Origin of the sequence: Pseudomonas sp. PAGU 2196 (genome assembly GCF_022179005.1) — a bacterium.
GTDB classification, from domain to species: Bacteria; Pseudomonadota; Gammaproteobacteria; order Pseudomonadales; family Pseudomonadaceae; genus Aquipseudomonas; species Aquipseudomonas kermanshahensis.
The window spans coordinates 1-25,872 of record NZ_BNTL01000023.1 but is presented as its reverse complement, the minus strand read 5'-3'; the positions used below and the strand labels follow the sequence as shown (position 1 = coordinate 25,872).

General features: G+C 65.0%; 22 protein-coding genes. 14 read left to right on the top strand and 8 right to left on the bottom strand.

From position 1 onward, the window contains the following. Positions 1-20: 20 nt before the first annotated feature. From fabB to MFF34_RS19670, 5 genes are all read right to left on the bottom strand, one after another. The gene (fabB, locus tag MFF34_RS19690) at positions 21-1,241 is read right to left on the bottom strand and encodes a beta-ketoacyl-ACP synthase I (protein WP_027592862.1); all 1,221 of its coding nucleotides are present in this window, start codon (positions 1,239-1,241) and stop codon (positions 21-23) included. A gap of 11 nt (positions 1,242-1,252) precedes the next feature. After that, on the bottom strand, positions 1,253-1,768 hold the full coding sequence (fabA, locus tag MFF34_RS19685) for a 3-hydroxyacyl-[acyl-carrier-protein] dehydratase FabA (protein ID WP_027592861.1): 516 nt from the start codon (positions 1,766-1,768) through the stop codon (positions 1,253-1,255). 207 nt (positions 1,769-1,975) lie between these two features. Beyond that, a complete protein-coding gene (locus tag MFF34_RS19680; RefSeq protein ID WP_027592860.1) occupies positions 1,976-3,907 on the bottom strand; it encodes an ATP-binding protein in 1,932 nt (643 codons plus the stop codon). After that, on the bottom strand, positions 3,904-4,794 hold the full coding sequence (locus MFF34_RS19675) for an ABC transporter substrate-binding protein (protein ID WP_238215977.1): 891 nt from the start codon (positions 4,792-4,794) through the stop codon (positions 3,904-3,906). Before MFF34_RS19675 ends, MFF34_RS19680 begins: the two co-directional genes overlap by 4 nt. Beyond that, positions 4,794-6,941 (bottom strand): TonB-dependent siderophore receptor, encoded by a 2,148-nt coding sequence (locus MFF34_RS19670; protein WP_172960343.1) that lies wholly within the window; start codon positions 6,939-6,941, stop codon positions 4,794-4,796. The genes MFF34_RS19675 and MFF34_RS19670 overlap by 1 nt, the downstream gene beginning before the upstream one ends. Positions 6,942-7,078: 137 nt before the next feature. On the opposite strand from MFF34_RS19670, the gene MFF34_RS19665 reads away from it, so the two are divergent. The 14 genes from MFF34_RS19665 (at position 7,079) to MFF34_RS19600 (ending at position 21,146) form a co-directional block, all read left to right on the top strand. Then, on the top strand, positions 7,079-8,104 hold the full coding sequence (locus MFF34_RS19665; RefSeq protein ID WP_238215974.1) for an NAD(P)H-dependent glycerol-3-phosphate dehydrogenase: 1,026 nt from the start codon (positions 7,079-7,081) through the stop codon (positions 8,102-8,104). 36 nt (positions 8,105-8,140) lie between these two features. After that, the gene (locus tag MFF34_RS19660) at positions 8,141-8,488 is read left to right on the top strand and encodes a DUF4389 domain-containing protein (RefSeq protein ID WP_085272571.1); all 348 of its coding nucleotides are present in this window, start codon (positions 8,141-8,143) and stop codon (positions 8,486-8,488) included. After that, positions 8,485-8,943 (top strand): phosphohistidine phosphatase SixA, encoded by a 459-nt coding sequence (gene sixA, locus MFF34_RS19655; RefSeq protein ID WP_186680727.1) that lies wholly within the window; start codon positions 8,485-8,487, stop codon positions 8,941-8,943. Before MFF34_RS19660 ends, sixA begins: the two co-directional genes overlap by 4 nt. Before the next feature lie 110 nt (positions 8,944-9,053). Beyond that, the gene (locus MFF34_RS19650; protein WP_374707414.1) at positions 9,054-9,395 is read left to right on the top strand and encodes a hypothetical protein; all 342 of its coding nucleotides are present in this window, start codon (positions 9,054-9,056) and stop codon (positions 9,393-9,395) included. 94 nt (positions 9,396-9,489) lie between these two features. Beyond that, a complete protein-coding gene (locus MFF34_RS19645) occupies positions 9,490-10,278 on the top strand; it encodes an alpha/beta fold hydrolase (RefSeq protein WP_099454823.1) in 789 nt (262 codons plus the stop codon). Further along, a complete protein-coding gene (locus MFF34_RS19640; RefSeq protein ID WP_238215970.1) occupies positions 10,275-11,129 on the top strand; it encodes an alpha/beta hydrolase in 855 nt (284 codons plus the stop codon). Before MFF34_RS19645 ends, MFF34_RS19640 begins: the two co-directional genes overlap by 4 nt. 109 nt (positions 11,130-11,238) lie before the next feature. Next, on the top strand, positions 11,239-12,033 hold the full coding sequence (locus MFF34_RS19635) for a DUF4892 domain-containing protein (protein WP_238215968.1): 795 nt from the start codon (positions 11,239-11,241) through the stop codon (positions 12,031-12,033). 12 nt (positions 12,034-12,045) lie between these two features. Beyond that, entirely contained in the window at positions 12,046-13,092 is a 1,047-nt protein-coding gene (locus MFF34_RS19630) for an AI-2E family transporter (RefSeq protein WP_027592850.1), read from the top strand. A 132-nt stretch (positions 13,093-13,224) separates the two neighbouring features. Further along, complete coding sequence (kdpF, locus tag MFF34_RS19625) at positions 13,225-13,314, top strand: K(+)-transporting ATPase subunit F (protein ID WP_033693985.1); 90 nt, start codon at positions 13,225-13,227, stop codon at positions 13,312-13,314. Positions 13,315-13,323: 9 nt separating this feature from the next. Next, a complete protein-coding gene (gene kdpA / locus MFF34_RS19620) occupies positions 13,324-15,018 on the top strand; it encodes a potassium-transporting ATPase subunit KdpA (protein WP_238215966.1) in 1,695 nt (564 codons plus the stop codon). Between the two features lie 9 nt (positions 15,019-15,027). After that, positions 15,028-17,082: a potassium-transporting ATPase subunit KdpB gene (gene kdpB / locus MFF34_RS19615; protein ID WP_238215964.1), complete on the top strand. Its 2,055-nt coding sequence runs from the start codon at positions 15,028-15,030 to the stop codon at positions 17,080-17,082. Positions 17,083-17,092: 10 nt separating this feature from the next. Beyond that, entirely contained in the window at positions 17,093-17,644 is a 552-nt protein-coding gene (gene kdpC / locus MFF34_RS19610; RefSeq protein ID WP_238215960.1) for a potassium-transporting ATPase subunit KdpC, read from the top strand. 158 nt (positions 17,645-17,802) lie between these two features. Beyond that, on the top strand, positions 17,803-20,457 hold the full coding sequence (locus MFF34_RS19605) for a sensor histidine kinase KdpD (protein ID WP_238215958.1): 2,655 nt from the start codon (positions 17,803-17,805) through the stop codon (positions 20,455-20,457). Further along, the gene (locus tag MFF34_RS19600; protein ID WP_027592845.1) at positions 20,454-21,146 is read left to right on the top strand and encodes a response regulator; all 693 of its coding nucleotides are present in this window, start codon (positions 20,454-20,456) and stop codon (positions 21,144-21,146) included. Before MFF34_RS19605 ends, MFF34_RS19600 begins: the two co-directional genes overlap by 4 nt. A 15-nt stretch (positions 21,147-21,161) precedes the next feature. Here the strand turns inward: MFF34_RS19600 and MFF34_RS19595 are convergent, their stop codons facing one another. The 3 genes from MFF34_RS19595 to MFF34_RS19585 form a co-directional block, all read right to left on the bottom strand. Next, positions 21,162-21,638 carry an ester cyclase gene (locus MFF34_RS19595; protein WP_238215956.1) on the bottom strand — a complete coding sequence of 159 codons (477 nt, stop codon included), beginning with the start codon at positions 21,636-21,638 and terminating at the stop codon, positions 21,162-21,164. A gap of 58 nt (positions 21,639-21,696) precedes the next feature. Next, the gene (locus tag MFF34_RS19590) at positions 21,697-22,602 is read right to left on the bottom strand and encodes a LysR family transcriptional regulator (protein ID WP_027592843.1); all 906 of its coding nucleotides are present in this window, start codon (positions 22,600-22,602) and stop codon (positions 21,697-21,699) included. Positions 22,603-22,797: 195 nt separating this feature from the next. Continuing rightward, entirely contained in the window at positions 22,798-25,728 is a 2,931-nt protein-coding gene (locus MFF34_RS19585) for an aminotransferase (RefSeq protein WP_238215954.1), read from the bottom strand. Positions 25,729-25,872 lie beyond the last annotated feature (144 nt).

The following is a 25,872-nucleotide window of genomic DNA, read 5'->3' as shown; positions in this document are numbered from 1 at the left end:
TTCATTACTGCTTCAAGGCCTTACTTGCCTTCCCAGCGCTTGAGCACCAGGGTAGCGTTGGTGCCGCCGAAGCCGAAGCTGTTGCTCATGACCGTATCGATCTTGGCGTTTTCTTCGGTTTGACGCAGGATCGGCAGGTCGGCGACCTCCGGGTCCAGCTCGTCAATGTTGGCGGAGCCGGCGATGAAGTTATTTTCCATCATCAGCAGGCAGTAGATCGCCTCGTGCACGCCAGCGGCGCCCAGCGAGTGGCCCGACAGGCTCTTGGTCGAGCTGATCTTCGGTGCCTTGTCGCCGAACACGGCGCGAACACCTTTGATCTCGGCAACATCACCGACCGGGGTCGAGGTGCCGTGGGTGTTCAGGTAGTCGATCGGGGTGTCGACGGTGGACAGCGCCTGCTGCATGCAGCGGATGGCGCCTTCGCCGCTTGGGGCAACCATGTCGTAGCCGTCGGAGGTCGCGCCGTAGCCGACGATTTCGGCGTAGATCTTGGCGCCACGGGCCAGAGCGTGCTCCAGCTCCTCGACCACCACCATGCCGCCACCGCCCGCGATGACGAAGCCATCACGGTCGTTGTCGTAGGCGCGCGAGGCCAGTTCCGGGGTTTCGTTGCGCTTGGTCGACAGGGCGCCCATGGCATCGAACAGGAACGACTGGCTCCAATGCTCTTCTTCACCACCACCGGCGAAGACGATGTCTTGCTTGCCCCACTGGATTTGCTCCAGCGCGGTGCCGATGCAGTGTGCACTGGTGGCGCAGGCGGAGGAGATCGAGTAGTTCAGGCCCTTGATCTTGAACGGCGTGGCCAGGCAAGCCGAAACGGTGCTGCCCATGGTGCGGGTAACACGGTATGGGCCGACGCGCTTGACGCCTTTCTCGCGCAGGGTGTCCAGCGCTTCCATCTGGTTCAGGGTCGAGGCGCCGCCGGAGCCGGCAACCAGGCCGGTACGCGGGTTGGAAACCTGCTCTTCAGTCAGGCCGGCGTCCTTGATCGCGTCCTGCATCGCCAGGTAGGCGTAGGCCGCGGCGTGGCCGACGAAGCGGTAGACCTTGCGGTCGATCAGTTCTTCGAGGTTGAGGTCGATCGACCCGGAAACCTGGCTGCGCAGCCCCATTTCCTTGTATTCCGGGTTGAAACGGATACCCGGACGGCTGTTACGCAGGTTTTCGGTGACGGTCTCTTTGTCATTGCCCAGGCACGATACGATGCCCAGACCAGTGATAACGACGCGGCGCATGCGAATAACCCTTAGAAATTGTCAGTGGAGGTGAACACGCCGACCCGCAGGGCTTCGGCGGTGTAGATCTCGCGGCCGTCGACGCTGACCGAGCCATCGGCGATGGCCATGTTCAGCTTGCCCTTCAGGACGCGCTTGATATGAATGTTGTAAGTGACTTTCTTGGCGGTAGGCAATACCTGGCCGAAGAACTTCACTTCACCCGAACCCAGCGCACGGCCGCGGCCCGGCAGGCCTTGCCAGCCGAGGAAGAAACCGACCAGCTGCCACATGGCGTCAAGGCCCAGGCAGCCCGGCATCACCGGGTCGCCTTCGAAGTGGCAGGCGAAGAACCACAGGTCCGGATTGATATCCAGCTCGGCGACCAATTCACCTTTGCCGTACTTGCCGCCTTCTTCGCTGATATGGGTGATGCGATCGACCATCAGCATGTTCGGCGCGGGCAGTTGCGCATTACCTGGGCCGAACAGCTCACCGCGACTGCAGCGCAGCAGGTCTTCCCGAGTAAAGGCGTGTTGTTTGGTCATGCGAGCTCCTCAATAACCCCCTGCGGCAGGGGATGAATCTTCCCGGCCGGCCCGAAAAGCGATGACTCCGGGGCGGCAGCCTACAGGTAGACTATTGCGTTGTGGTGAAAGTCACAGTGCACCTGGCGAAAGAAGTACAGGTGTTCACTGAAACGTCTATTTTCAGGTCCGAAGAACGTCCTGTCCAGTCCTTAAGACTGCCGCACTTTAGCATTTATCGCCAGTCGCGGTTGTCTGACCGGGTAACCAGCGTTGCAGCGCCCGCTGCAGCTCGGTGCGGCGCAAGGGTTTGCTCAGGTAGTCGTCCATGCCCGCGGCCATGCAACGCTCACGGTCGCCCTGCAAGGCGTTAGCGGTCAAGGCGATGATCGGCACGTGGATGCCGTTTGGCAGCAGGCGGATGCGCTGGGTGGCTTCATAGCCATCCAGGTTCGGCAACCGGCAGTCCATCAGAATGGCGGCGAACGGTTGCTGGCTGACCTGTTCGACCGCCTGGATACCGTCTGCCGCCACGCTCACCTCAAGCCCCAGGCTCCGCAGCATGGCTTCGATGACGTTCTGGTTGACCGGGTTGTCCTCCACCAGCAGCACCCGCTCGCTGCCGGTAAGCGGGCGCTGTTCACGCACCGCCCCGGGCAGTGGCGCCTGGGCCGGTGCGGCCAGGGCCAAGGGCATTTCCAGGGTAAAGGTCGAGCCCAGGCCTTCGCGGCTCTCACCGCGCAGCTTGCCGCCCATGCGTTCGGCCAGCGTACGTGCGATCGACAGGCCCAGGCCAGTGCCGCCATAGCGCCGGGAAATCGAGCTGTCGGCCTGCTGGAAGGCGACGAACATCATTTCCAGGCGGTCGCTGTCGATGCCGATACCGGTATCGCGCACGCTGCAGGTGAACCACAGCAGTTGACGGTCCAGCACCTGGCAGCGCGCTTCGACCTGCACCTGGCCCTGCTCGGTAAATTTCAGGGCATTGCCGACAAGGTTCAGCAGAATCTGCCGAATACGCGTGGGGTCGCCGTTCACGTTCAGGTGCTCGATGCCCGTTGGCATGTTCAGGTGCAAGCCAAGGCCACGTTGCTGGGCACTGTGCTGGAACGACTGGACACTGCTGGCGATCAGCTCGCCGAGGTTGAAGTCGATGCGCTCCAGCTCCAGTGCAGTGCGTTCGATGCGCGAGAAATCGAGAATGTCGTTGATCACCTTGAGCAGGTGCCCGGTGGACTCGCTGGCAACGGCGGTGTACTCGGCCTGCTCGCTGGTCAGCGGTGTGGTTTCGAGCAATTGCAGCATGCCCAGCACGCCATTCATGGGGGTGCGCAATTCATGGCTCATCATCGCCAGGAAGTCCGACTTGGCCCGGTTGGCCTGTTCGGCTTCCTCACGCGCCTGGGTCAACTGGGCGATGGCGCGCTTCTGCTCGTCACTGGCTTGCTCCAGGGCATTGGCCAGGTTGTTGATGTGGTGCGCCAGATGGCCCAGTTCACTGTCATCCACCACGGGCAGCGGCGTGTTGTACTCGCCTTGCTGAATGGCCTTGACCGCGTGGCCCATGTCGCTGATCGGCTTGGCCAGGCTCATGGCCAGGCGGCGGGCCAGCAGGAAGGTGAACAGCAGGGCGAACAAGGCCAGGATGCCCGCCTTGATGACGATTTCCTGCTGGCGCTGGCTGAAGGCGTCATCGGACATGCCGACGATCACCCGCCCCAGGTAGTCGTCGCCAATGGCCGGCGTGGAGGTGTTGCCGGGCTGCAGGAAGTCGGTGTCCAGGCGAATTTGCTGCAGGCGGATCGGCGCCTGGAACACTTCCACCTGCTGTGCGCGGTTGGCGCTTTCGTCGGACTGCTCGACGTAGACCAGGATGTGGTTGCGGCTGTCCTGCACCTCGAGAAAGCGCACGTGCGGAATGCTCAGGGTGGCGCGCATCAGCCCTTCGAGCACCTCGTTGTTGCCCGAGATAACCCCGTATTCGGAGGCGGGCGCCAGTTGGTTGGCGATCAGCTGGCCGGTGTGGTTGAGTTCCTGGCGCAAGTCCTGGATACGCACGAAGGTAAAGAAGCTGATCAGCAGCAGGGTCAGCAGCAGGGCCGGGCCAAGGCTGATGATCTGGGTGCGGGTGTGGATGTCCCAGCTCAGGCGTCTGCTCATGGGGTGGATTCTCCTTCGGCCAGGGCCTTGGCTGCGGCGTTCGGGTCGATCGGTTCAAGGCCCAGGGCGCGTGCCACCTGCTGGTTGCCACTGACGCCGTAGCGCGCCGGGTAAAGGCTTCGCGGCCAGCGCGCGGGTGGCTGGTCGAGCAAATGGTCGAGCACGGCCAGCCAGTCGTCCTGGTCGCTGTAGGTGCTGGCCAGGGCGCCTGCGCGAACGAAGCCGGCATTTGGGCCAATCAACGCCATTTGCCGGCCGTAGCTGCTGAGCAGCAGGTTTTTCGCCGTCTTGGGGTTGTACAGGGCGGGGTCGTCGAGGCCCAGCAGGACATCGCTGTTGCCTAACAGCTGTTGCAGGGGCCGGCTGTCACGTTGGTCGGGCCAGTCCTGGGCAATGATCTCCAGGCCCAGCGGGCGGGCGGCATGGCGCAGTTCATCAAGCAAAAAGGCACTTTGCCTACCGTAAAGCACACCGATGCGTTGCGCCTGTGGCAGCAGGTAGCGCGCCAGGCGCAGTTGCCGGGCCAGGGGCGGGTCGCTCCACAGCAGTGTAAGGAAGGGGGGGCGCGACTTTCCCAGGCGCTGTTCAGCCTGTACTCGGCTGACCCGCATGGCCAGTGCAGGCGGCCCGGCGTTTTCACTCAGGCGCCAGTCCAGCGCGGCACTGTCAAGCAGCACCAGGCGTTGATCGCCCTTGAGCTGGCTTGGGCGTGGCAAGTCTGCAGTGGTTTGGAAACGCACCCGATCATGCGGGCGATGGCTTTCGAATGCTTCGACAAAGCTGCGAATGCCGGGCTGATCCTCGCCACCGACCAGCAAGATTTCACCGGCGGACAGCGGCCCCAGGGGCCACAGGCAAAGCAGCAGCACGCGCAGCAGGCGGGCCATCAGAACTCCAGCTCCGCGCTGACACTTAGCCGGTGGCGGCTGTCGTAGCGGTTCTGCAGCGCGGTGGTGGGCTCATCGTCCAGGCGTTGTTGCCACAGCGCCGCCAGCTCAAGGTTACTGCCCTGCACCCGAAAGCGCTTGGCCAGGCGCAGGTCCAGGCGCTCGTAGCGGTATTGGTTGAGGGCATCGTCACCGTAGTAGAACAGCGCACTCGACCAGCCGTCGCCCCACTCGCGCATCCAGCCCGCCGAGCCGCTGTTGCGGGCGCTGAGGCGGCGGTCGTCGGGGTTGCTGGCCCAGGCGTCGACGTAGGCGTAGGTCACGCGCAGGCGGTCACGCAGAGTGGGGCGCCAGTCCAGTTGCGCCTCGCTGCCGGTGAAGCGCGCCTTGTTGCTGTTGCTGGCGATGTACTGGTTGTTCTTCAAAGGCTCGCTGATCATTCCGGTGATCTCGTCGTAGAACAGCTTCACATCCATGCTCAGGTCGATGTCGCTGAAATAGCCGTTGTAGCCCAGCTCGCGCGAGCGCATGCGCTCTTGCTCGAGGTCGCCCGGGCCGCGGGTCTTGACGAAATACTCACCGTGCGGCTGGCCAAACGCACTGGGGTTGAGGTTTTTGACCGTGTAGCTCCAGTTGACGTTGTTCTCGAACATGTCGGGGGAGCGAACCGCTTCGGAATAGACCGCACGCAGGCCATGGCGCGGGGTGATCAGGTAGTTGACCGCCACCCGTGGGGTCAGCGAACTGCCAGACAGGCGCGCGTCTTCGAACATTGCCCCGCCCTGGATGATCCAGTGTTCGTCGGCGCGCCATTCCAGCTGGCCGAACAGGCGCCAGGTCTGGTCGACGAGGCTGCCATTGAAGTACGTCTGCGAGTCGGCACGATCATAGCGGTAGTTCATGCCGCTGAGCAGGCGCAGGCTGTCGGTCAGGCTCAGGGTGTCCTGGATTTCCAGGTCGTAGCGGGTTTCGCGGGTGCTCTGGTCGACATCGCCGCAGACCACATCGCGGCCACCTTGGTTGTTCCACTGGTCCTTGATGGCATCGACCAGCGCCTGTTCTTCGGGGTTGCTGCTGCGCGGTGGAGCGTTTGCGCCGCGCGCCACCAGCTCGGCAAAGTTCGGGTTCAACTGCCACAGGCGGGTCAGCTCTGGGCTGAACGACAGCGCCGCATCGCAGGCGCGCCAGACTTGCTGGCGGTCGAAGTGCTGGGCCGAACCCTGGACGTACAGGCTGTGCTCGGGGTTGAAGTCGATGTTCCAGCGTACCGAACCCGCGTAATCCTTGGCGTTGGCGTCGGTGTTGTCGCCGCGCTCGGTGACGTAGGGGAACACCGGCTGGTAGGTATAGGGGCGCTGGTTGCTGCCTTCCTTGGCCGCCAGTTGCCATTCCAGGGTCTGGTCGGGGGCCAGGGTGTGGCTGGCGCTGAGGTTGAAGCGGGTGAGGCGGCGGCTGTCACGGTAGTCCTGGCCGTACTGGTCCTGATCGAAGCCATCGTCTTGCTGGCCGGACACCGACAGGCGCATGTCGCCGCCGTCCCAGCCAAAACCATGGCTGGCGTAGAAATCGTTGATGCCATCCTCGCCGCGGGTGACCTTGAGGCGCGTGCCATGGCTGTCGGCCGGGTTGCGGGTGAGGATGTTGACCACGGCCATCAAGGCGTTGGCGCCATAGCTGACCGTGTTGGGGCCGCGGAACACCTCGATGCGCTCGATGTCTTCCATGGCCAGGGGGATGTCACTCCAGTCCACCGTCGCCAGGCCCGCACGGTACACCGAGCGGCCATCGATCAGCACCTGCATACGCCGCGCATCGTTGACGTTGCTGCCATGGTAGTTGACCGTCGGCTGGTTGCCAGCGCCATAGCCGATCATCATGCCCGGCACCAGGCGCAGCAGTTCGGGGATATCGCGGGCGCCGCTGGCGCGGATCAGCTCACTGTCGAGCACGGTCATGCTGCCGGGGACCGCCGCCGGGGATTGTTTGAGCCTGGTGGCGGTCAGAACCTGCGGCAGGTCGGTGTTGTCGATGAACAGATCGTCGGCCATGGCCGGGCCGCCGAGCAGGGCAGTCAGAAGCAGAAGACGCGGGTAAGGAGGCGTGCCTGGGAACACGGTACGACCTTGTTTCAGGGATGAAACAGGCATGTTAACCGACCGCAGGGCTTTTGCCAGTGATCAGGGCTTCCTGGCCGGCCCTTTCGTAGGCGCTGGCACTGGCCCTGTCGAATACGCACCGTATAATGCAGCGTCGCCACTTAACTTTTGGCTTTAACGGATTAGATATGACTGAACAGCAGCCTGTTGCAGTTCTGGGAGGCGGCAGCTTCGGCACCGCCGTGGCGAACCTGCTGGCGGAAAACGGTGTGCCGGTGCGCCAATGGATGCGCGACCCCGAGCAGGCCGAGGCCATGCGTGTCAACCGCGAGAACCCACGCTACCTCAAAGGCATTCGCCTGCACGACGGCGTAGAGCCGGTCAACAACCTGCTGGGCACCTTGCAGGCCTGCGACCTGGTGTTCGTCGCTTTGCCGTCGAGTGCCTTGCGCAGCGTGCTGGCGCCCCATGCCGAGTTGTTGCGCGGCAAGGGCCTGGTCAGCCTGACCAAGGGCATTGAGGCGCAAAGCTTCAAGCTGATGAGCCAGATCATCGAAGAAATCGCACCTCAAGCCCGCATCGGCGTCCTGTCGGGGCCAAACCTGGCCCGCGAGATCGCCGAACATGCGCTGACCGCAACCGTGGTCGCCAGCGAAGATGAGCAACTCTGCCAACAGGTGCAGGCCGTATTGCACGGGCGTACCTTCCGCGTCTACGCAAGTGCCGACCGCTTCGGGGTCGAACTGGGCGGGGCACTGAAAAACGTCTACGCCATTATTGCCGGCATGGCCGTAGCCCTGGGCATGGGCGAGAACACCAAGAGCATGCTGATCACCCGTGCCCTGGCCGAGATGACCCGCTTCGCCGTGAGCCAGGGTGCCAACCCCATGACCTTCCTGGGCCTGGCCGGTGTCGGTGACCTGATCGTTACCTGTTCCTCGCCCAAGAGCCGCAACTATCAGGTCGGCCACGCCCTGGGCCAAGGCCTGAGCCTGGAGCAGGCCGTCAATCGGCTGGGCGAAGTGGCCGAAGGGGTGAACACCCTCAAGGTGCTCAAGGCCAAGGCGCAGGAAGTTCAGGTGTACATGCCGCTGGTGGCGGGCCTGCACGCCATCCTGTTCGAGGGCCGTACCTTGAACCAGGTGATCGAGCACCTGATGCGCGCCGAGCCCAAGACCGACGTCGATTTCATTTCCATCAGTGGTTTTAATTAAGCCGTCAGCGGCTTCGACCGGAACAAGGAGCGACACATGAACGATACGCCCGAACGCGCCCAGCGCGAGTCGATCATCCTGCGGGTGCTGTGGATGTTGGTGTTCCTGGTGGTCTGGCAATTGGCCGAGCTGCTGTTGGGCGGCCTGGTGCTGGTACAGCTGATCTACCGCCTGATCTACGGCGCCCCCAGCGCCAGCCTGATGAACTTCGGCGATAGCCTCAGCCAGTACCTGGCGCAGATCGGCCGCTTCGGCAGCTTCCACAGCGACCAGAAGCCTTGGCCATTCGCCGACTGGCCAGCCCCGCGCGCCCCGGAAGGTGAGGCGCCCCATGCTGTGGCACCCGCGCCGCACCCGGTGCGTGACGAAGAGCCCAAGCTGTGAAGCTGTGGGTGCTACGCCACGGTGAGGCAGAGCCTCGGGCCAACAGCGACGCCGAACGCCGCCTGACCAGCCATGGCCGCGAGCAGGTGCTGCACAGTGCCGCGCGCCTGCTTGGGCAGCCGTTGCAGGCCATCATCGCCAGCCCTTATGTCCGTGCCCAGCAAACGGCAGCGCTGGTGCATGACACCTTGGATTTCCCCGAGCCAGTGCGCACCGTGGCTTGGCTGACGCCGGACAGTAATGTGCAGCAGGTGATCGGTGAAATCGAAAAGCTCGGCCTGGAGCACGTGCTGTTGGTTAGCCACCAACCGCTGGTGGGGGCCTTGGTCTGTGCCCTGGAGCATGGCCATGTGCAGCAACCGGCGCCCATGAGCACCGCCAGCCTGGCGGAGCTGGAAGGGGAGTGGCCGTTGGCAGGCCTGATGACCTTGCGCGCAATCAGTTCGCCAGCCTGATGCCTCTTGGCAACTGGCATTTCTGCCAGTTGCCGCTTCACTCGACCGCTTGCTAGCGTGGCGCCACATCGAATGAGTGGCCAGGCAGGGAGCAGTTGATGAAGGGTGATATGCAAGCGCTGTTACGTTCACTGGACTTGCAACCCACAGTAGACAAAGTGCAGGAAGGTGCAGTGCTGGACTTTGCCCAGTACAGCGTGTTGCGCGACTCGGCCGACGCCAAGCTTTACCACCTGATGGGCAAGGTGAGCGGTGCTAAAGACGACCTGGGCGAGCTGCAGGAAGCCTGCCTGCGGGTGTCCCGCTTGCTGCAGACCAGTTGCCTGGCGCTGCGTAGATTGCAGCTCGACTATGAGGACCAGTGCCTGGCGCGTGAAGTGCTCGAGAGCCAGCTGGCCTATATGCAGGCCTGCCTGCAGCGTTCGCTGGCCAGTTTTGTGCGTACCCGATGACCTGATAGCCCTCGCCGATGACCTTTCCGGACATTGCCGAGCGGCCCCGCGATGCCGACAATGGGCCATCCTCCCACCGTCCGGACCAGGCGCCATGTCGCAGCACATCTTCTTTGCCCACGCCAATGGTTTCCCGTCTGCCACCTACGGCAAGCTGTTCGCTGCCCTGGCGCCGGACTATCACGTTCGCCACCTGCCCCAGCATGCCCACGACCCGCGCTTCCCGGTGAATGAAAACTGGCAGAACCTGGTCGATGAATTGCTGCACCACCTGGCGCAGCAGGACGCGCCGGTCTGGGGGGTTGGCCATTCGTTGGGCGGGGTACTGCACTTGCATGCCGCCTTGCGTTGCCCCGAGTATTACCGCGGGGTGGTGATGCTCGACTCGCCGGTGCTGACCCGCGCCGATCAATGGCTGCTGCGCACTGCCAAGCGTTTTGGCTTTATCGACCGCATCACCCCCGCCGGCCGCACCTTGGGGCGGCGCGAGGCGTTTGCCGATCGCGACAGCGCACGGGACTATTTCGCCAGCAAACGCTTGTTCCGCCACTTTGACCCCGACTGCCTGGAAGCCTACCTGGAGCATGGCTTGGAGCCCGCGCAAGAAGGGCTGCGCCTGCGTTTCGACCCGGCTACCGAGATCAGTATCTACCGCAGCATCCCCCACGCCAGCCCAGCACCTGCCCGGCAACTGCAGGTACCACTGGCGATGGTGCGCGGCGAGCGCAGCAACGTGATCCGCCGGCACCACACGCTGGCCGTGCGCGGCATGGCCAAGGGCGAATACCACAGCGTGCCGGGCGGGCACATGTTCCCCCTGGAACGCCCGACCGACACCGCCAGCCTGATCAAGGGCCTGTTCGACCGTTGGAGCCACGAATGAGCGCGCACATGGAAGAAATCCGCTTGAGCCTGGGCCATATCGAGCTGGCTGCGCACCTGTTCGGCCCTGAGGATGGGCTGCCGGTGATTGCCCTGCACGGCTGGCTGGACAACGCCAACAGCTTCGCCCTGCTGGCGCCGCGGCTGCAGGGCCTGCGCATCGTCGCCCTGGACCTGGCGGGCCATGGTTACTCGGAGCATCGCCCGCCTGGCGCCAGTTATGCCCTGGCCGACTACGCCCACGATGTGTTGCGGGTGGCCGAGCAGTTGGGTTGGCAGCGCTTTGCCTTGCTGGGCCATTCACTGGGGGCGATCATCTCGGTGCAACTGGCGGGCGCCTTGCCGGAGCGGGTCAGCCACCTGGCGCTGATCGATGGCGTCATTCCGCCCACCGGGGCCGAGCAGGACGCCGGTGAACGCCTGGGCATGGCATTGCAGGCGCAGCTGCGCCTGGATGGCAAACGTAAATCTGTCTACCCGGCGTTGGAGCAGGGCGTGCAGGCGCGCATGAAGGGTATGGTCGCCGTCAGCCGCGAGGCAGCCGAACTGTTGGCCCAGCGTGGGCTGATGCCGGTAGCGGGAGGGTACAGCTGGCGCAGCGACAGCCGCCTGACCTTGCCGTCCCCTGTTCGCCTGAGCCACGCGCAAGCCATGGCCTTTGTCAGGCGGGTGAGTTGCCCGGCCTGCCTGGTGGTGGCCGCCGATGGCATGCTGGCGCGCCACACTGAGTTGCTGGAGCAGCTACCCTTTGAACAGGTGACGCTGCCTGGGGGGCATCACCTGCACCTGAACGATGAGCAGGGCGCGGCCCTTGTCGCAGACTGTTTCAATCGCTTCTTTGGCTTTGCTTGACTTGCACCGGACAAGTGCCGAGGCTTGGCGGGTTGAACAGGGAGACAACCATGCACATGCCAGACACGCTAGACCTTAGCTTCGGCGCCCCGCGCCGACTGGGCTGCCGATGAGCGCGCCCGTAACCTTCCGTACTACCCTCGCTGCCTGCTTCGTGCTCGCCAGCCCCTTGCTGTGGGCAGGTAGCCTGCCCGTTCCCGTGGATGCCAAAGTGGTCGACCAACGCCCAGCGGTTGAGCAGGAGCGCGTGTACCCCATGGGGCCTTTGCGCAAGATCAGCGGCCGCCTGCGGGTCGACGACAAGGTCGAAAGCCGTGGCCAGGTCAGCTCGGTCACCTATGAACTGCCGGTGGAGCGCACGGCCCGCGAAGCGTTCACCAGCGCCCGCGAAGCACTGCAACAGGACGGGGGTTACCCGTTGTTCTGGTGCCAGGGCCGCGACTGCGGCGAAGCCAGCCTTTGGGCCAATGATGTATTTGCCAGTGCACGGCTCAATGGCGGTGACGAGCAGCAGGCGTTTATCCTCCTGCGCCGTTCTGCAGAAGAGGCCGACACACTGGTGGCGTTGTACAGCGTCACCCGCGGCAACCGCCGCGCCTACCTGCACGTGGAAGAGTTCGTCGCCGCCAGCCCGCTGGGTGAACTGCTGCCCACGGCCGCCACGGTGCTGCGCGAAATGCGCGACACCGGCAAGCTCGACTACCCTGACCTGAGCACGCCGCAACCTGCCTGGGTGGCGTTGTTGGGGCGTAGCCTCAACCTGGACAGCACCTTGCGCGCCAGCCTCAGCGGCAAAGAGGCCGAAGCGTGGCGTGAGCAACTGGTCAAAGCGGGCGTGCGCAGCAACCGGCTCGAGGTCGGCAACGCCCCCACCGATGGCCTGCACCTGGAACTGATCCGTTGAACGAGCACCGCCATGGCCAATAATGACCGCCTGCTGATCCAGATCGTCCTGTTGACGCTGCTCGGCGCTGCCTTGTGGGTCATGGCACCGTTCATTTCGGCGCTGCTGTGGGGCGCCATTCTGGCCTTTGCCAGCTGGCCGCTGATGCGCTTGCTGACGCGTGCGCTGGGCGGGCGCGAAACGTTGGCCGCCAGCCTGCTGACGGCGGCCTGGATCCTTATCGTGGCGTTGCCGCTGGTATGGCTGGGTTTCAACCTGGCGGACCACATCCGTGATGCCACGGCGTTTGTCCGTGATGTGCAGGTGGATGGCCTGCCCGAGGCGCCGGCCTGGCTGGGCAGCATTCCCCTGGTGGGTGAGCGCATGGTCAATTGGTGGCAATCGCTCGACCAGCAAGGTGCGGCCTTGATCGCTTCGATCAAGCCTTACCTGGGCCAGGTGGGCAACTGGTTGCTGGCGCGCAGTGCGCAGATTGGCAGCGGCATGCTCGAACTGAGCTTGAGCCTGGTCTTCGTGTTCTTCTTCTACCGTGACGGCCCGCGCCTGTCGGCGTTCGTGCTGCGCCTGTTGCAGCGCTTGACCGGTGACCGCGCCGAGTACTACCTGGACCTGGTGGCGGGCACCGTGCAACGCGTGGTCAACGGTGTCATCGGCACGGCAGCGGCCCAGGCCTTGCTTGCGCTGATCGGCTTCCTGATTGCCGGCGTCCCCGGGGCCATCGTGCTGGGCCTGGTGACCTTCATGCTTAGCCTGATCCCCATGGGGCCACCCCTTGCGTGGATCCCCGCGACTGCTTGGTTGGCGTGGAAAGGGGAGTACGGCATGGCGGTGTTTCTTGGTATCTGGGGCACCTTCGTCATCAGCGGCGTGGACAACGTGCTCAAGCCCTACCTGATCAGCCGGGGCGGCAACCTGCCGCTGGTCATCGTGCTGCTGGGTGTGTTCGGCGGGTTGATCGCCTTTGGCTTCATTGGCCTGTTCATCGGGCCGACTTTGCTGGCAGTGGGGTATAGCCTGCTGCTGGACTGGAGCCGCAACGCCGGGCAGCAAACACCGTAGCGCCTTTGAACGGGGCGCGTTTTTACGCATTCTTTATGCGTTGATCCATCCCTCGGTCTCGCCCCTTTACGCCCCTCCCTCGGACAATTTCCCCAAAGCGGCCCAAGCGCCGCACCACGGGGAGCTCCACACATGAACATGCTCGACGGGCTGTCACTGCTGCTGGCAGTGGCATTGGCGATTTACCTGCTGATGGCGCTGCTGCGCGCCGATCGCAGCTAGGGAGTGGCCATGCACAGTTACGACTTTGCCTTGTTACTGGCGCTTTTCGCCATCGTGCTGCTACCGGCACCCTGGCTCGGGCGGTTCTACTACAAGGTGATGGAAGGCCAGCGCACCTGGCTGTCACCGGTGGTGGGCCCGGTTGAGCAGGCCTGTTATCGACTGGCAGGCGTACGCGCCGACCAGGAGCAGAACTGGAAGCAATACACCCTGGCGTTGCTGGCCTTCAACCTGGCCGGGTTCCTGTTGTTGTTTGCCGTGCTGTTGTTGCAGGGCTACTTGCCGCTCAACCCACAGCAACTGCCCGGGCAGGAATGGTCGCTGGCGTTCAACACCGCCGTAAGCTTCGTCACCAACACCAACTGGCAGGCTTACAGCGGCGAGTCATCGGTCAGCTACCTGAGCCAGATGCTGGGCCTGACGGTGCAGAACTTCGTCAGTGCTGCCACTGGCCTGGCAGTACTTGTGGCCCTGTGCCGCGGCATTGCCCGCCGTTCGGCCGCCACCCTGGGCAACTTTTGGGTCGACATGACCCGGGCCACGCTCTATGGGTTGTTGCCCCTGTGCCTGGTGCTGGCGCTGCTGCTGGTGTGGCAGGGTGTGCCGCAGACCTTTGCCGACTATGCGCACGCACTGACCCTGCAAGGCACTGACCAGACCATCCCGCTCGGTCCGGCCGCCAGCCAGATCGCCATCAAGCAGCTGGGCACCAACGGCGGCGGCTTCTTCGGCGTCAACGCGGCACACCCGTTCGAAAACCCCACGGCGTGGAGCAACCTGTTCGAGGTGGCGTCGATCATTCTCATCCCGGCGGCGCTGGTGTTCACCTTCGGCCATTACGTGAAAGACCTGCGCCAGAGCCGGGCGATTCTTGCCTGCATGCTGAGCCTGTTCCTTATCGGTGGGGCTACAGCGCTGTGGTCCGAATACCAGCCCAACCCGGCCTTGCAGAGCGCGCAGGTGCAGCAAAGCGCGCCGCTGGAAGGCAAGGAAAGCCGCTTCGGCACCACCGGATCGGTGCTGTGGACAGTGACCACCACGGCAGCCTCCAATGGCTCGGTCAATGCCATGCACGACAGCCTCAACCCGCTGACCGGCATGGTTGCGATGGTCAACATGATGGTCGGCGAGGTGATCTTCGGCGGCGTCGGTGCGGGGCTCTACGGCATGCTGTTATTCGTGCTGATCGCCGTGTTCCTGGCCGGCCTGATGATTGGCCGTACCCCGGAATACCTGGGCAAGAAGCTGCAAGCGCGTGAGGTGCAACTGCTGGTGGCGACCTTGCTGGTGATGCCGGTCGGCGTGCTGGTGCTGGGCGCCATCGCCGCCAGCCTGCCGGGCCCGGCGGCGGCGGTGAGCAACCCCGGTGCCCATGGCTTTAGCCAACTGCTGTACGCCTACACCTCCGGCACCGCCAACAACGGTTCGGCCTTTGCTGGTTTTGGCGCCAACACGGTGTACCACAACCTGATGATCGGCCTGGCCATGCTGGTCGGCCGCTTCGGCTACATCCTGCCGATATTGGCCTTGGCCGGCAGCCTGGCGGCGAAAAAGAGCGCACCCCAGGGGCTGAACAGCTTCCCCACCCACGGCCCGCTGTTCACCGGCCTGTTGCTGGTGACCATCCTGCTGGTGGGTGGCCTGACCTTCCTGCCGACCTTGGCCCTCGGGCCAATTGCCGAACACCTGAGCCTGGGCTTCTGAGGAACCACCATGAACATGCCCATTCCTGAAGTAAAAGCCCCCCACAGCGCCAAAGACCAGACCCGCTTCGCCGCGCTCTGGCTCCCGGCCCTGATCCAGGCCTTCGTTAAACTGGACCCTCGGCAGCTTAGGCGCTCGCCGGTGATGCTGGTGGTGGCGCTGACTGCCGCGCTGACCACTGTGTTGTGTTTTTCCCCCGGCAGTGGCGTGAGCACAACAGTAGCGGTGCAAATTGCCCTGTGGCTGTGGTTTACCGTGCTGTTCGCCAACTTCGCCGAAGCCCTCGCCGAAGGCCGTGGCAAGGCCCGCGCCGACAGCCTCAAGGCTGGGAGCCAGGGGCTGAGTGCCCAGCGTCGCGACAGCGCTGGCGCTTTCGAAACGGTTGCCGCGACCGCGCTGCGCAAGGGCGATGTGGTCAAGGTGATCGCGGGTGAACTGATCCCGGGTGATGGTGAGGTAATCGAAGGTATCGCGGCGGTCAACGAGGCGGCCATCACCGGTGAGTCGGCCCCGGTGATCCGCGAGTCCGGCGGCGACCGTTCGGCGGTCACCGGCAACACGCGGCTGGTGTCTGACTGGTTGCTGATCCGCATCACCAGCAACCCTGGCGAATCGACCCTGGACCGCATGATCGCCTTGGTCGAAGGGGCCAAACGCCAGAAAACGCCCAATGAGATTGCCCTGGATATCCTGCTGATTGGCCTGACCCTGATCTTCCTGATCGTGGTCGTGACCCTGCAGCCGTTCGCCCACTTTGCCGGCGGTAGCCTGCCGTTGATCTTCCTGGCCGCACTGTTGGTGACGTTGATCCCCACCACCATCGGCGGCTTACTGTCGGCCATTGGCATTGCCGGCATGGACCGCCTGGTCCGGCTCAACGTCATTGCCCGTTCCGGCCGCGCGGTGGAAGCTGCGGGCGACGTGCACACCCTGATGCTCGACAAGACCGGCACCATCACCTTCGGCAACCGCCGCTGCAGCGCGCTGCATGCCGCGCCGGGCGTCACCGCCAAGGAGCTGGGGGAGGGCGCCTTGTTCGCCTCGCTGGCCGATGACACGGCCGAGGGCAAATCGATCGTCGAGTACCTGCGGCAGTTGCACGACTTCGTCGAACCCTCCGGGCAGCAGCTCGTACCGATCGCCTTCAGCGCCGAGACACGGTTGTCGGGTGTCGACTTCCAGCAGCACCGCTACCGCAAGGGTGCTGTCGATGCGGTGCTGGCATTCGTTGGCCTGCAACGGCTGGAAATGCCGCCGGCATTGGCCCGCGAGGTCGAGCGCATTGCCCAGAGTGGCGGCACGCCGCTGCTGGTGTGTGTCGACCAGCGCTTGCTTGGGGTGATCCACCTCAAGGACGTGGTCAAGCCCGGTATTCGCGAGCGCTTTGCCGAGCTGCGCAAGCTGGGCATCCGCACCGTGATGGTGACCGGTGACAACCCGCTGACGGCCGCTGCCATTGCCGCCGAGGCCGGGGTCGATGACGTGCTGGCCGAGGCCACCCCAGAGAAGAAGCTGGCGCGCATCCGTCAGGAGCAAAACGACGGCCGCCTGGTCGCCATGTGCGGCGACGGCGCCAACGACGCCCCGGCGCTGGCCCAGGCCGATGTGGGCATGGCCATGAACGACGGCACCCAGGCAGCCCGTGAGGCGGCCAACATGGTCGACCTGGACAGCGACCCGACCAAGCTGCTCGACGTGGTCCAAGTGGGCAAGGAACTGCTGGTGACCCGTGGCGCCTTGACCACCTTCTCGATTGCCAACGACGTGGCCAAGTACTTCGCCATCCTGCCGGCGTTGTTCGCGGCCATCTACCCGCAGCTGGGCGTGCTCAACCTGATGCACCTGGCCAGCCCGCAGAGCGCGATCTTGTCGGCGATCGTGTTCAACGCGCTGATCATCATCGTGTTGATCCCGCTGGCGCTGCGCGGTGTGCGGGTGCATGCGGCGAGCGCGGCCCACCTGCTGCGGCGCAACCTGCTGATCTACGGGCTGGGCGGGATCATCGTGCCGTTCGCCGGGATCAAGCTGATCGACATGCTGCTCAATGCCTTGCACCTGGTCTGAGGAGGCCGCCATGAACACTTATGTACGCCCGGCCTTGAGCCTGGCCTTGTTGATGACGCTGGTCACCGGCGCGTTGTACCCGCTGGCGGTGACCGGTATTGCCCAGGTCGCCTTCCCTGAACAGGCCAATGGCAGCCTGGTGCGTGACGCGCGCGGCGAGGTGCGCGGCTCGGCACTGATCGCCCAGGATTTCCAAGGCGATGGCTGGTTCCATTCGCGGCCCTCGGCTGGGGCTTATGCCACGGTTGCCAGCAGTGCCAGCAACCTGTCGCCGAGCAACCCGGCGCTGGCCGAGCGGGTAGGCAGCGAGGCCGCAAGGCTGTACCGGGCTGAGCAAGGGCCTGTGCCGCAAGCCTTGCTGACTACCTCAGGCAGTGGCCTGGACCCGCATTTGCCGCCGGAGGCGGTGACTTATCAGGTAGCGCGTGTGGCAGCGGCCCGCAAGGTGCCCGTTGAGCGCTTGCAAGCCCTGGTGGAAGAGGCCACCCTCCACCCATTGATCGGGCCGCCTGTGGTCAATGTCCTGGCGCTGAACCAGGCCCTGGAGAGGTTGGGCCGCTGACAGTTGGGCCGCGTTGCGGCCCTTCGCGGGTAAACCCGCTCCCACAGTAATAGCGCAGTTGCAGAATGTGGCGCGTTACCTGTAGGAGCGGGCTTGCCCGCGAAGGCCTGCAAAGCAGGCCCAGATTCACCGATCGCCGCACAATCTAAGGATGAAACATGAGTGATTCCGCCCGCGCAGACGCGCTGTTGGCCAACCTCCCGCGCGAAGGCCGCGGCAGGCTGAAGGTGTTCCTTGGCGCCGCACCGGGTGTGGGCAAGACCTACGCCATGCTGCAAGCCGCCCACAGCCAGCAACGCCAGGGCGTACACCTGCTGGCCGGGGTCGTCGAAACCCATGGCCGCGCCGAAACCGAGTCGCTGCTTGGTGGCCTGCCCCAGCAGCCCCTGCTGCGCAGCGAGTACCGCGGTGTCACCCTTGAGGAAATGGACCTCGACGGCCTGCTCAAGGCCGCACCAGCGTTGGCCCTGGTCGACGAACTGGCCCACACCAACGCCCCCGGCAGCCGCCACGCCAAACGCTGGCAGGACGTTCAGGAACTGCTCGCCGCCGGCATCGACGTGTACACCACGGTCAACGTCCAGCACCTGGAAAGCCTCAACGACAAGGTCCGCGACATCACCGGCGTGCAGGTGCGCGAAACCCTGCCGGACTGGGTACTGCAGGAAGCGTTCGAATTGGTCTTGATCGACCTGCCACCGCGCGAATTACTGGAGCGCCTGCGCGAAGGCAAGGTGTACGTGCCCGAGCAGGCGCGGGCTGCGATCGATGCCTATTTTTCCCAGACCAACCTCACCGCATTGCGCGAGCTGGCCATGCAGACCGCCGCCGCCCAGGTCGACGCCGACCTGGCCCACGGCTACCGCCAGCGCGGGCAGGAGGCTCCGGCCCTGCGCGGGCGCCTGCTGGTGGGCATCGATGGCGACGACCAGGCCGAACGCCTGGTGCGCCACGCCAGCCGCGTAGCGCAACGCCGGCACTTGCCCTGGAGCCTGGTGCACGTCGACAACGGTAAGCTGCGCGACGAAGCCGCACGCCAACGGCTGCAAGCCGCGCAGCAACTGGCTGAGCGCCTGGGCGGCGAAGTGGTGCTGCTGCGCGCCGGTGAAGTGGCGCGCACGCTGATCCAGCATGCCGGCGAGCGGCGTGCCAGCCTGGTGCTGGTGGGGCAGTCGCGTGATCGCCTGCGCCGTCGCTTCTTCGGCGCCGGTGTAGCGGCGCGGCTGTTGCGCGAAAGCCACGGCCTGGAGATTAACGTGCTCGACCGCGATGCCCAGCCGGCCCCGGCCAGTGCGGCGGTGCAACGGGTATGGGTGTGGCGGCACTACCTGCTGGCCCTGCTTGCCACACTGCTGGCGGCCGGTTTGTCGTGGGCCGTGTCCAGCGTGCTGGCGCTGCCCAATATCTCCCTGGTGTTCCTTGCCGCCGTGCTGCTGGTAGCGGTGCGCAGCAGCCTGGGGCCGGCCTTGGCCTGCGCCGCGCTGTCGTTTCTGACCTACGACTTCCTGTTCATCCCGCCCAATTTCTCGTTCAGCATCCAGCGCGAGGAAGACGTGCTGACCCTGGTGTTCTTCCTGCTGATGGCGGCCCTCACCGGCAACCTTGCGGCCCGCCAGCGCCGCCAGTTGCAGGCGCTGCGCGAGACGCAGGCGCAGACCAATCAGTTGTTAGATTTATCCCGCCGCCTGACCGTTGCCGCCGACCGCCAAGCGGTGTTCAACGCCGCCGGCCAACACCTTGACGGCTGGCAGGATGTGCAAGTCTGCCTGCTCGAACGTAACCCCGAAGGCCAGCTGCACCTGGCCAGCGGCGAGGCCCACGGCCTCAGCGACAACGAGCGCGCCGCCGCCGAGTGGGCCTGGCAGCACGGGCAGGCGGCGGGCCATGGCAGCGACACCTTGCCCAATGGCCGCTGGTGGTGGTGGCCGCTGGCGGTCGATGACCATCCGCTGGCCTTGCTCGGCGTGCGCCCGCGCTCTGGCGACCCGCTCAGCGCCCAGCGCCGGCGCCTGCTCATGGCCCTCGGCCAACCCCTGGCCCAAGCTCTGGCCCGCGCCCGCCTGGCCGAACAATTGGAAGCGGCGCGCCTGCATGGCGAAACCGAGCAACTGCGCAGTGCCTTGTTAGCCTCGGTCTCCCACGACCTGCGCACGCCCTTGACCGCCATGCGCGGCAGCATCGACAGCTTGCTGGCGCTGGGTGAGGCAATCCCCGAGGACGACCGCCGCGAGTTGCTGGAAGGCACCCGCAACGAGGCCGAGCGCCTGGACCGCTACATCCAGAACCTGCTCGACATGACCCGCCTGGGCCATGGCGGCCTCAAGCTGGCCCGCGACTGGGTGGCCCCCGCAGACATCGTCGGCAGTGCGCTGAACCGCCTGCGGGTGGTGCTTGCGCCCCTGCGCGTGCACACCGATGTGCCGGCCGAGCTGCCGTTGCTGTTCGTGCATGCGGCGCTGATCGAGCAGGCCTTGGTCAACGTGCTGGAGAACGCTGCACGCTTCTCGCCGGCCCAGGGGCGGCTGGACCTGCAGGTGGCGGTGCAGGGTGAACAACTGCGCATTGCCGTCAGCGACCAGGGCCCCGGCATTCCGGTGGCCGAGCGGGAGAAGATTTTCGACATGTTCTACACCGCCGCCCGCGGTGACCGGGGCGGACAGGGCACTGGCCTCGGCCTGGCGATCTGCCAGGGCATGATCGGCGCCCATGGCGGGCAGATCCTGGTGGGTGAAGGGATCGATGGCCAGGGCACCGGCATCACTTTATGCTTGCCGCTGCCCCCTCAACCTGAAGCCGAAAGCGAAGCCCCATGAGCCAGTCCGCCACCCTCCTGGTCATCGACGACGAACCGCAGATCCGCAAGTTTTTGCGCATCAGCCTGACGTCACAGGGCTACAAGGTGATCGAGGCCGCCACCGGCAGCGAGGGCCTGGCGCAGGCTGCCTTGGGCAAGCCCGACCTGGTGGTGCTCGACCTCGGCCTGCCGGACATGGACGGCCAGCAAGTGCTGCGCGAACTGCGTGAGTGGAGCGCAGTGCCAGTGCTGGTGCTGTCAGTGCGGGCCAGTGAGGTGCAGAAGGTCGATGCGCTGGACGGCGGCGCGAATGACTACGTGACCAAGCCGTTTGGTATTCAGGAGTTTCTGGCGCGGGTGCGCGCCTTGCTGCGCCAGGTGCCGCAGGCCGGCGGGGGCGAGGTGGCGGCCAGTTTTGGGCCGTTGACCGTGGACTTTGCCTTCCGCCGTGTGACCCTGGAGGGCGTGGAGGTGGCGCTGACCCGCAAGGAGTATGCGTTGCTGGCCCAGCTGGCCGGGCACCCGGGCCGGGTGATTACCCAGCAGCAGTTGCTCAAGGATATTTGGGGGCCGACCCATGTGGACGATACCCACTACCTGCGGATCGTGGTCGGGCACCTGCGGCAAAAACTCGGGGATGACCCCATGGCGCCGCGTTTCATCATCACCGAGGCGGGCGTCGGCTACCGGTTGGTCGCGCCCGCCTGATGATGCCGGCCGCTGTTACCACCCTAACTGCTTGTGCAAGCCCAGGGCGTCGTAGTAGTCCCCTTGGTAGATGATCTTGCCGTCTTTGACCTTCACATAGCTCACCCCATCGAACGACAGCGCTTTGTGGGTGGCGGGCGTTTGCGCGTCCCAGGCGCCAGTGTTGGTGCCGCTGAAGGTCCACTGGAAGGCGATGCCGTCTTTGTCGACGATCGGCGTGCCGTTGATCTTCCATTTGAGGTCTGGCACGGCGCCCACGAACACCTTGATCACGTTGTCGCGTGCGGCTTCGCGGCCCTTTTGCGGGGTGCCGACGGTGACGTCGAAGTACTCGGCGTCCTTGGCCAGGTAGCTGGCGGCCTTTTCGGTGTCATGGGCGTTCCAGGCTGCCATGTAGGCGTCGACGATCTGCCTGGGGGTTTCGGCCGCCTGGGCGAGGCTGGCGAAGGTGAACAGCGACAGCAGGTAGAACGCTCTAATCAAAGGACGCATGTTTGCCTCGCTTGCGGGCGTGCCCGCGGGTTGTCGGCCAGACGGCCATTGCGCGTGGTCAGGCCCTTGGCGGCTCCTTTTCGAACAGTTGCCGTACGACTTCCAGGTAGCGCCGCGCGCCCAGGCCCAGGGGCCGCGGTTTGACCCAGATGATGTCGACCCACAGCCGTAAGCGGCTGGCCATGTTGTCGAAGCGCACCTCGGCCAAGGCGCCCGAGGCAATCAACGGTTCGACCAGCGGCTGCGGCAGGTAGGCCCACCCCAGGCCGGATTGCACCAGATCCAGCGTAGCCAGATAACTGTCGGTCAGCCAGATGCGCCGCGACAACACCATGCGCGGGTCGGAGCCGGTGGCTTTGCCGGAGGCCACGATGATTTGCCGTTGCTCGGCGAAGGCTTCTTCGGGCAGTGGCGTGCCGCTGTTGCGCCCGGCGGGGTGGCGGGGGGACGCGACGGCGACCAGCAACTGGCTACCTGCTTCAAGAAACGACTCACGTTCATCGATGCCGGGCCGTTCGAAAACCAGCGCCAGCTGCACGCTGCCGTCATGCAGCAAACGAATCGCTTCGGCTTGCGTGGCCGAACGCACTTCGATCTCAAGGCTTGGGAATTCTTGCGCGAGGGTTTCCAGCGGCTGGCTCCAGCGGCCGGTTTGCAGCTCGGGGGCCATGGCGATGGTCAAGCGCTTTTCCAGCCCCTTGTGCAGCTGCAGGGCCTGGGCGTCGAGCAGGTTGAGCTGGCAGATCACCTGCCGGGCCTGGGGTTCGAGGGCCAAGGCGGCGCTGGTTGGCAAGGCTTTGCGCGTGGCCCGGTCGAACAGGGCCAGGTCCAGCTCGGCTTCCAGCTGGGCGATGGCCATGCTCACGGCCGAAGGCACGCGGCCCAGCTTGCGCGCTGCTGCGGAAAACGACCCTGCCTCCAGTACGGCCAGAAAAACTGCAAGTGAGTCGCTGGTGAAGGCCATTGTCAGAAAACCTGATTGATCGGTTGAGCCGCGTAGCGTGTAGGAGCAGCCTTGTGCTGCGAAGAGGCCGGTGACAGCAGCAAGATTCACTGTGCGGTCCTATGGCCTCTTCGCAGCACAAGGCTGCTCCTACAGGGGATCGGGATAGTGCGAAGGCACTGGCCTCACAGCCTATAACAATCCCTCACGGGCAGGTTACAGATCTTCCGACAGGATACGGTCCACGCTGTCGACAAAGTAGTCCACGCTCGCCCGTGTGGTGCACATCGGGGGCTTGATCTTGAGGATGTTCAGGTAGTCGCCGGTCGGCTGCATGAAGATGCCCAGGTCACGCAAGCGGTCGCACAGCAGCAAGGTCTCCTCGGTCGCCGGCTCCAGCGTCTGCCGGTCGCGCACCAACTCAAGCCCCAGGTAGAAGCCCGAGCCATGCGCCGCACCTGCGAGCGGGTGCTTGTCGACCAGCGCCTGCAAGCGCGCCTTGAAGTAGCGGCCGGTGTCACGGGCGTTGTCCCACAGCCCTTCCTCTTGCATCACGTCCAGCACCGCCATGCCGATGCGGCAACTGACCGGGCTGCCCCCCGCCGATGAGAAGAAGTAACCCTGCGCCTCCAGCGCCTCGGCGATTTCGCGCCGGGTGATCACTACCCCCAGCGGCTGGCCGTTGCCCATGCCCTTGGCCATGGTGATGATGTCGGGCACCACCCCTTGCTCCTCGAAGCCCCAGAAGTACTCGCCCAGTCGGCCATAACCCACCTGCACCTCGTCGGCGATGCACACGCCACCGCGGGCGCGCACCTTGGCGTAGGCGTCCTGCAGGTAGCCCGCTGGCAGCGAGATGCCCCCGGCGTTGCCGTACACCGGCTCGCAAATGAACCCGGCCAGTTGGCGGCCACGGGCATCGAGGTCTGCCAGCTTGGCGTCGACGTCGCGCAGGTAGTCGGCGGCGCTGTCGGCGCCACGGAAGCGCCCACGGAACGTGTTCGGTGCCTCGACCGGGTGCACCCAGTCTGGCCGGGTTTCCAGGGCTTGCGGGTTGTCGGCGATAGAGGTGGAAATGGCGTCTGTAGCCACCGACCAGCCGTGGTAGGCCTCCAGCACGCTGAGCAGGTCGCGCCCGCCGCTGTAGGCCCAGGCCAGGCGGATGGCCAGGTCGTTGGCCTCGGTGCCGCTATTGACCAGAAAGACCCGGTCGAACCCTGCTGGTGCCAGCTTCAGCAGGCGCTCGGAGAACTCGGCGATGGCCGCGTAGTGGAAGCGCGAGTTGGTGTTCAGCAGCGACCATTGCCGCGCCGATTCCGCCACCATGCGTGGGTGCCCGTGGCCAAGCACGGCCACGTTGTTGAGCATGTCCAGGTAAGACCGGCCCTGCATGTCGATCAAGTAATTGCGCCAGCCGCGTTCGATATGGGGCGGTTGCGCGTAGTAGTGCTTTTGCGAACGGGCGAAGCTGGCATCACGACGTGCCAGCAGCGCCTGTGCATCGGGAAGCGGTTCGGCGTCGCAATCAAAGCCCAGCAGCGCGGCAGGCGACGGGCACAGCGCCAGCCAGGCTGCAGCCTGGGAGGGGGTGGCGAAAAACGGCGGGCGGGCGTCGTTATCCAGGCACAGCTGAATGCTGAGCAAGCCACCGCTGCTGCCCAATTTTTGACCTTTTGCCAGGGCCTGCCCATCTGCCGGAGCATCCTCCAGTCCACCTAGCCACAGGCTCCAGTGGAGTGTGCGCAGGCAGCCGCGGCCATCGCCATGGCGCTGCCAGGTACCGGCCTGCGGCGCCTGCACGGTGCTGGCGTTGGGCACATGCAATTCGACACCCAGCGCGCAGGTGGCAGGTTCTTCAGCGCGGTCGATATGGGTTTGTGACAGGCGATACTGGCCATGCAGCGTGCACGCCGGGGCCGGTTGTGCAGCCAGCAGGCGTTGGTCGAAGCCTGGCTGTTCCCAGTTGCCTGCTTCGCAGTGCGGGCTGAGCACGCCCAGGTCAAGGCGAGCCACCGGCTGGCCGACCCGTTCAGGCAGCAGGGGCGCGCAACTGGCCAGGTCGGGCCGGCTAGGTTGAACACCGGCCGCCTGCAGAATAGCCGCCTCCATCAGCGCGAATGGCACAGCAGTAGCCGTGTCGAAAATTTCCCATTCGTGGGCGATGTTGTTGCGGATGTACTGGTTGCCCGGGTCTACAGCCAGCTGTTGCTCGCTGCTCAGCACCAATACCGCGGCGCGGTTGAGCACCAGCGGCCACAGGGCGCGCAGCTCGGCTTCGCTCAGCGGGTTGAGGGCCTGGTAGGCCCGCACCGCCGGCAGAATGCGCAGTGGGTCGCCTTCGGCATGGTGCAGCAGCGCCGCGCAGGTCACCGAGAGGTCGGCAATGCGCCAGGTGCGCAGCAGGTCGCCAAAATCGATGACGCCCTGCACCTGCCACTGGCGCTCGTCATCGCGGGCCCACACGGCGTTGTCATCGGTGATGTCCAGGTGCACGGCTTGGCTTGGCAGCTGCTCCACCAGCGGCGCCAGGCGCTCGGCAGCCAGTTGAGTGGTTTGCTCGACACGGGCGCGTTGCCCGGCGTCTTGCAGCACCGGCAGCAGGTGCTGGATCAACGCCTGCGCGTGCTGCGGGTCCCATTGCAGGGTGCGGTTCAAACCGGGGTGGTCAAACTCGGCCAAGGCTTGATCCACTTTCGCGCAGAGCCCGCCCAGCTCGGCAATCAGGCGCGGCGCCATGTGCTTGAGGCGGGTCAGCGGTTGGCCGTCGATGTAGTCAAGCAGGCGCACCCGCAGCGGTTGCCCGTCGATGTCTAGGGCCAGCAATGCCTGCCCGTTTTGCGCCGGGCGCACTGCGGGTACCGGCAAGCCCTGTTCGCGCAGGTACGCCAGCGCGGCATGCTGCGCCTCCAGTTCGACCTGGGCATAGCTGCCGTGGCAGGCCTTGAGCACGAAACGGCCCTGGGCGGCATCCACGCGGAAGTTCAAGTCTTGCTGGCTGCCCAGCGATGACAGGTTGCCCGCCAGGCCGTAGTGCGCCTTCAGCAAGGCGTGTGCCTGGGCCTCGCTGAGCGCAGGGCTGGGCAGGGCGGAGCGCTGGATCAGGATGTCCAGGGCAGGGGAGGCGGGCGTTTGGTGGTGGCTGGGCATTGGGCTCTACCGTTGGTGCTGGGGGTTGACGGTAGAGAATTTATGCCCGTTTTGGCTGATGATGGAAGACGATTGTTGTCAGAATTTTTGATGATTAGTGTGGGTTGTGGGTGCATGTCTTGAGTTTTGCAGCGCCTATGAGAT

What these genes read in the sequence shown, in the direction of transcription:
- fabB (WP_027592862.1), bottom strand. Translation starts at nt 1,241, where the DNA reads ATGCGCCGCGTCGTTATCACTGGTCTGGGCATCGTATCGTGCCTGGGC.
- fabA (WP_027592861.1), bottom strand. Translation starts at nt 1,768, where the DNA reads ATGACCAAACAACACGCCTTTACTCGGGAAGACCTGCTGCGCTGCAGT.
- MFF34_RS19680 (WP_027592860.1), bottom strand. Translation starts at nt 3,907, where the DNA reads ATGAGCAGACGCCTGAGCTGGGACATCCACACCCGCACCCAGATCATC.
- MFF34_RS19675 (WP_238215977.1), bottom strand. Translation starts at nt 4,794, where the DNA reads ATGGCCCGCCTGCTGCGCGTGCTGCTGCTTTGCCTGTGGCCCCTGGGG.
- MFF34_RS19670 (WP_172960343.1), bottom strand. Translation starts at nt 6,941, where the DNA reads ATGCCTGTTTCATCCCTGAAACAAGGTCGTACCGTGTTCCCAGGCACG.
- MFF34_RS19665 (WP_238215974.1), top strand. Translation starts at nt 7,079, where the DNA reads ATGACTGAACAGCAGCCTGTTGCAGTTCTGGGAGGCGGCAGCTTCGGC.
- MFF34_RS19660 (WP_085272571.1), top strand. Translation starts at nt 8,141, where the DNA reads ATGAACGATACGCCCGAACGCGCCCAGCGCGAGTCGATCATCCTGCGG.
- MFF34_RS19650 (WP_374707414.1), top strand. Translation starts at nt 9,054, where the DNA reads ATGCAAGCGCTGTTACGTTCACTGGACTTGCAACCCACAGTAGACAAA.
- MFF34_RS19645 (WP_099454823.1), top strand. Translation starts at nt 9,490, where the DNA reads ATGTCGCAGCACATCTTCTTTGCCCACGCCAATGGTTTCCCGTCTGCC.
- MFF34_RS19640 (WP_238215970.1), top strand. Translation starts at nt 10,275, where the DNA reads ATGAGCGCGCACATGGAAGAAATCCGCTTGAGCCTGGGCCATATCGAG.
- MFF34_RS19635 (WP_238215968.1), top strand. Translation starts at nt 11,239, where the DNA reads ATGAGCGCGCCCGTAACCTTCCGTACTACCCTCGCTGCCTGCTTCGTG.
- MFF34_RS19630 (WP_027592850.1), top strand. Translation starts at nt 12,046, where the DNA reads ATGGCCAATAATGACCGCCTGCTGATCCAGATCGTCCTGTTGACGCTG.
- kdpF (WP_033693985.1), top strand. Translation starts at nt 13,225, where the DNA reads ATGAACATGCTCGACGGGCTGTCACTGCTGCTGGCAGTGGCATTGGCG.
- kdpA (WP_238215966.1), top strand. Translation starts at nt 13,324, where the DNA reads ATGCACAGTTACGACTTTGCCTTGTTACTGGCGCTTTTCGCCATCGTG.
- kdpB (WP_238215964.1), top strand. Translation starts at nt 15,028, where the DNA reads ATGAACATGCCCATTCCTGAAGTAAAAGCCCCCCACAGCGCCAAAGAC.
- kdpC (WP_238215960.1), top strand. Translation starts at nt 17,093, where the DNA reads ATGAACACTTATGTACGCCCGGCCTTGAGCCTGGCCTTGTTGATGACG.
- MFF34_RS19605 (WP_238215958.1), top strand. Translation starts at nt 17,803, where the DNA reads ATGAGTGATTCCGCCCGCGCAGACGCGCTGTTGGCCAACCTCCCGCGC.
- MFF34_RS19600 (WP_027592845.1), top strand. Translation starts at nt 20,454, where the DNA reads ATGAGCCAGTCCGCCACCCTCCTGGTCATCGACGACGAACCGCAGATC.
- MFF34_RS19595 (WP_238215956.1), bottom strand. Translation starts at nt 21,638, where the DNA reads ATGCGTCCTTTGATTAGAGCGTTCTACCTGCTGTCGCTGTTCACCTTC.
- MFF34_RS19590 (WP_027592843.1), bottom strand. Translation starts at nt 22,602, where the DNA reads ATGGCCTTCACCAGCGACTCACTTGCAGTTTTTCTGGCCGTACTGGAG.
- MFF34_RS19585 (WP_238215954.1), bottom strand. Translation starts at nt 25,728, where the DNA reads ATGCCCAGCCACCACCAAACGCCCGCCTCCCCTGCCCTGGACATCCTG.